This is a genomic window from Pseudarthrobacter albicanus (assembly GCF_018224015.1).
GTDB classification, from domain to species: Bacteria; Actinomycetota; Actinomycetes; order Actinomycetales; family Micrococcaceae; genus Arthrobacter; species Arthrobacter albicanus.
In genome coordinates this window covers 1-3887 of sequence record NZ_JAGPOT010000107.1, presented here as the reverse complement: position 1 = coordinate 3887, position 3887 = coordinate 1, and the positions used below count along the sequence as shown (strand labels likewise).

The following is a 3887-nucleotide window of genomic DNA, read 5'->3' as shown; positions in this document are numbered from 1 at the left end:
GAGGGCCGGCCGCTGCGGGCCGTCGCCCACGATCACCAGGCGTGTGCCGGGGACATCTGCCAGCACTGCCAGGTCCTCCACCTGTTTTTCGACCGCGAGCCGGCCCACATAACCGATGATCCGCTCGCCGTCCGGCGCGACGGCGGCCCGCCAGCCGCCGTCGCGCTTCTCCGGGCTGAACCGCTGCGTGTCCACGCCGCGCCGCCACATGTCCACCCGCGGAATGCCGCGGCCGCGGAGCTGGTTGAGCGCGAAAGTGGAGGGCACGAGGGTCCGGGATGCCAGCAGGTGGATGTGCTCCACCCGGTTCCAGGCCCAGTTCTCCAGGAACGGCACGCCATAGCGGCCGGCGTAACCGGGAACCTCGGTCTGGTAGATGGCAACCGTGGGGATCCCCAGCTGGTGCGCGGCCTGTACCGCCCGCCAGCCGAGCACGAACGGGGACGCCAGATGGACGACGTCGGGCGCGAAATCGGCAAGGATTCGCTTGACCCGATACACACCGCCCAACGCCACCCGTACATTCGCATACCCGGCCAGGGGTACCGAGGGGAGCCGGTGGATGTACGCGCCAAGCACCTCGTGCGGGACATCGGTGTCCTGCGTGGACGGCGCGATCACCAGCACCTCGTCTCCGCGCTCCTGAAGATGCTCCAGGACCCGCAGGATCGAGTGCGTTACCCCGTTCATCAGCGGCAGGAATGATTCGGCCACAATTGCGATCCTCACCCCTCCACGGTGCTTGCGGTGGCTGTCGGGCCGGGGGAGCGGGTATGGCCGGGAGGGGAAGAGTGGGTTAACAGGAAGGCCCGGGTTCTCACACGGTTTTCACATTGTGGAATTTAGTTATCCTATTGTGAAATGGTGTGATCTGGCTTACTGTGGTTTTACGTCCTCAACGATGTGGGCGGAATCCAAATGATTGGTCTGAGTTCCATGTACATCCCACAACCTGCAGGGCTGAAAGCGAGTTCGGCCCCTGCCCGGAGGAATACGGCGCCGGCGCGCCTCCTCCTGAACAGCTCTGATCGCCCCGGCGGCGCCTTCAGACCCCGACCGCCGTGGGCAGATCCCCGCAGCTGACCGGTTCAGATTGACAGGCGGCACCGCCACCGCCACCGTGCTGACACCGCACGGCTTAAGACGGATCCCCCGCTTCCCTTCTGCTTGAGTGCCTGCCATCTCCTGGCGCGCCGACCACCGGAAGCCAGAACCGCAGCCCCACTGCTTGTATGCGGCATTTGGCATACCCAAAATATCTTCAATTCCAGAAAGGCTTTTCCATGAATCTGGTGCCGGAAACGACCCTCCCAATCGATGCAGCCATTCCCGAGGACACCATAGACCACCACCGCCATGAGCACCACGACCCCATCATGCACGAGCCGCCGGTCAGTGCTGAGGCCCTGGGCTTGTCGCCGACAAGCGCCCGGCTCTATAACCAGGATCTTGCCCCCACGAAGATGGCCGGACGCCGGTGGACCGCGTACAGCATCTTCACGCTGTGGGCCAACGACGTGCACAGCCTGGGCAACTACGGCTTCGCGATCGGGCTCTTCGCGCTGGGTCTCGGGGCCTGGCAGATCCTGCTGGCCCTCGGTGTCGGCGCCGTCCTGCTGTTCCTGCTCCTGACCCTTTCGGGCTTCATGGGACACAAGACGGGTGTCCCCTTCCCCGTCATGAGCCGCATCGCGTTCGGCATCCACGGCGCCCAGATCCCGGCCCTCATCCGTGGCGGCGTGGCCATCGTGTGGTTCGGTATCCAGACCTACCTGGCGTCCCTGGTGCTGAGGGTTCTGCTCATCGCGCTGGTTCCGGGACTGGCGGACCTCGACAAGAATGACATCCTGGGCCTCTCCACCCTCGGCTGGGCGGCGTTCGTCCTCCTCTGGATTGTCCAGGTCATCATCGTCCGGTACGGCATGGACATGATCCGCAAGTATGAGGCCTTCGCCGGGCCGATCATCCTGGTCACCATGGCAGGCCTCGCCATCTGGATGTTCATCCAGGCCGGCGGCTCCATCGCCTTGTCCACCCACGACGCCCTCACCGGAGGCGAAATGTGGCGTGAAATCTTCGCCGGCGGCGCGCTGTGGGTCTCCATCTACGCCACCTTCGTCCTGAACTTCTGCGACTTCACCCGCTCCTCGACCACCCGCCGGTCCATCATCAAGGGCAACTTCTGGGGCATCCCGGTCAACATGTTGTTCTTCGGCATCATCGTGGTGGTCATTACCGGAGCGCAGTTCAAGATCAACGGCGCCATCATCGGCAGCCCCTCCGACATCGTCCAGTCCATCCCCAACACGCTCCTGCTGGTGGTGGCCGCCCTCGCGCTCCTGGTCCTGACCATCGCCGTCAACCTGATGGCCAACTTCGTCGCCCCCATCTACGCACTGACGAACCTCATGCCCAAGCGGCTCGACTTCCGCCGCGCCAGCCTGGTCAGCGCCATCATCGGCCTGGTCATCCTGCCGTGGAACCTGTACAACAACCCCGCCGTGATCGTGTACTTCCTCGGCGGCCTGGGTGCCCTCCTCGGCCCGCTGTTCGGCGTCATCATGGCCGACTACTGGCTCATCCGGAAGACCCGGATCAACGTCCCCGAGCTCTACACGGAAATCAGCCACGGCTCCTACTACTACAGGAAGGGCGTCAACACCCGGGCCGTCGCAGCCTTCATCCCGGCCGCGGTCATCTCGCTCCTCATCGCCTTCATCCCGGCGCTGGCACCGGCGGCCGCGTTCTCCTGGTTCATCGGCGCAGGCATCGGAGCCATCGCCTACTTCCTCATCGCGGACCGCAACAGGACGTTCCACGACGTTTCCGGCGAACCGATCGCCGTCCCCAGCCTCCACTGAGCCTCCCCAGCCATGCCGCAAGCCAACCGGAAAGTAACCATGCGCATCCTCGTCGCCAACGTCAACACCACGGCGTCCATGACCGAATCAATTGCCACCCAGGCCCGCGCGGCCGCTGCCCCCGGAACGGAGATCGTCGGCCTGACACCCCGGTTCGGCGCCGACTCCTGCGAGGGCAACTTTGAAAGCTACCTTGCGGCCATCGCGGTCATGGACGCCGTTCTCGCCTACCCGGAACCGTTCGACGCCGTCATCCAGGCCGGCTACGGCGAGCACGGGCGGGAGGGGCTGCAGGAGCTTCTGGACGTCCCCGTCGTCGACATCACCGAAGCGGCGGCCAGCACGGCCATGTTCCTGGGCCACAAATACTCGGTGGTCACCACCCTTGACCGGACGGTCCCGCTGATCGAGGACCGGCTGAAACTCGCGGGGCTGGATGCGCGGTGTGCCTCCGTCCGCGCGAGCGGCCTTGGTGTCCTCGAACTTGAAGAATTCCCGGAGCGGGCGGTTGAGGCCATCCTGGACCAGGCCAAACGCGCCGTTGAAGACGACAAGGCAGAGGTGATCGTCCTCGGATGCGGCGGCATGTCGGGCCTTGATGAAAAGATCCGGACCCGGCTTGGCGTCCCCGTCGTCGACGGCGTCGCAGCCGCGGTCACGATCGCGGAGTCGCTGGTGCGCCTGGGACTGTCCACCTCGAAAGTCCGCACCTACGCCCCGCCGCGACCCAAAGTGGTGACCGGCTGGCCGTTTCCCACATCCATCACAGAAAAGGTGAGCACCAATGACTGACACAACAGAGCCCCAGTTTGACCTGGTGATCCGGGGCCGGCGGGTCCTGACCACCGCCGGGATCGCGGCCCGCGAGGTGGGTGTGCGGGGCGGGAAGATCGTGGCCCTGGAACCGCTGGGCAACGGGCTCTCCGGCGCCGAAACCATCGACCTCGCCGACGATGAGACCCTGATCCCGGGCCTGGTGGACACCCACGTCCACGTCAATGAGCCGGGCCGGACCGAGTGGGAGGG

Annotated in this window: 3 protein-coding genes and 1 pseudogene; 3 read left to right on the top strand and 1 reads right to left on the bottom strand. The window is 65.3% G+C overall.

Annotated features, from left to right (window positions below):
• Nucleotides 1-729, bottom strand: a 729-nt coding sequence (locus J9611_RS18820; RefSeq protein WP_211882477.1) for a glycosyltransferase, incomplete at its 3' end; no start/stop codon positions are given.
• 647 nt (nt 730-1376) lie between these two features.
• On the opposite strand from J9611_RS18820, the gene J9611_RS18815 reads away from it, so the two are divergent.
• The 3 genes and pseudogenes from J9611_RS18815 to J9611_RS18805 all read left to right on the top strand — a co-directional run.
• Nucleotides 1377-2861: an NCS1 family nucleobase:cation symporter-1 gene (locus tag J9611_RS18815; protein WP_246528051.1), complete on the top strand. Its 1485-nt coding sequence runs from the start codon at nt 1377-1379 to the stop codon at nt 2859-2861.
• Between the two features lie 39 nt (nt 2862-2900).
• On the top strand, nt 2901-3653 hold the full coding sequence (locus J9611_RS18810; protein WP_211882480.1) for an aspartate/glutamate racemase family protein: 753 nt from the start codon (nt 2901-2903) through the stop codon (nt 3651-3653).
• Nucleotides 3646-3887 (top strand): annotated as a pseudogene (locus tag J9611_RS18805) (allantoinase AllB); the annotation flags it as partial. The gene J9611_RS18810 and the pseudogene J9611_RS18805, both read left to right, overlap by 8 nt.

What these genes read in the sequence shown, in the direction of transcription:
- J9611_RS18815 (WP_246528051.1), top strand. Translation starts at nt 1,377, where the DNA reads ATGCACGAGCCGCCGGTCAGTGCTGAGGCCCTGGGCTTGTCGCCGACA.
- J9611_RS18810 (WP_211882480.1), top strand. Translation starts at nt 2,901, where the DNA reads ATGCGCATCCTCGTCGCCAACGTCAACACCACGGCGTCCATGACCGAA.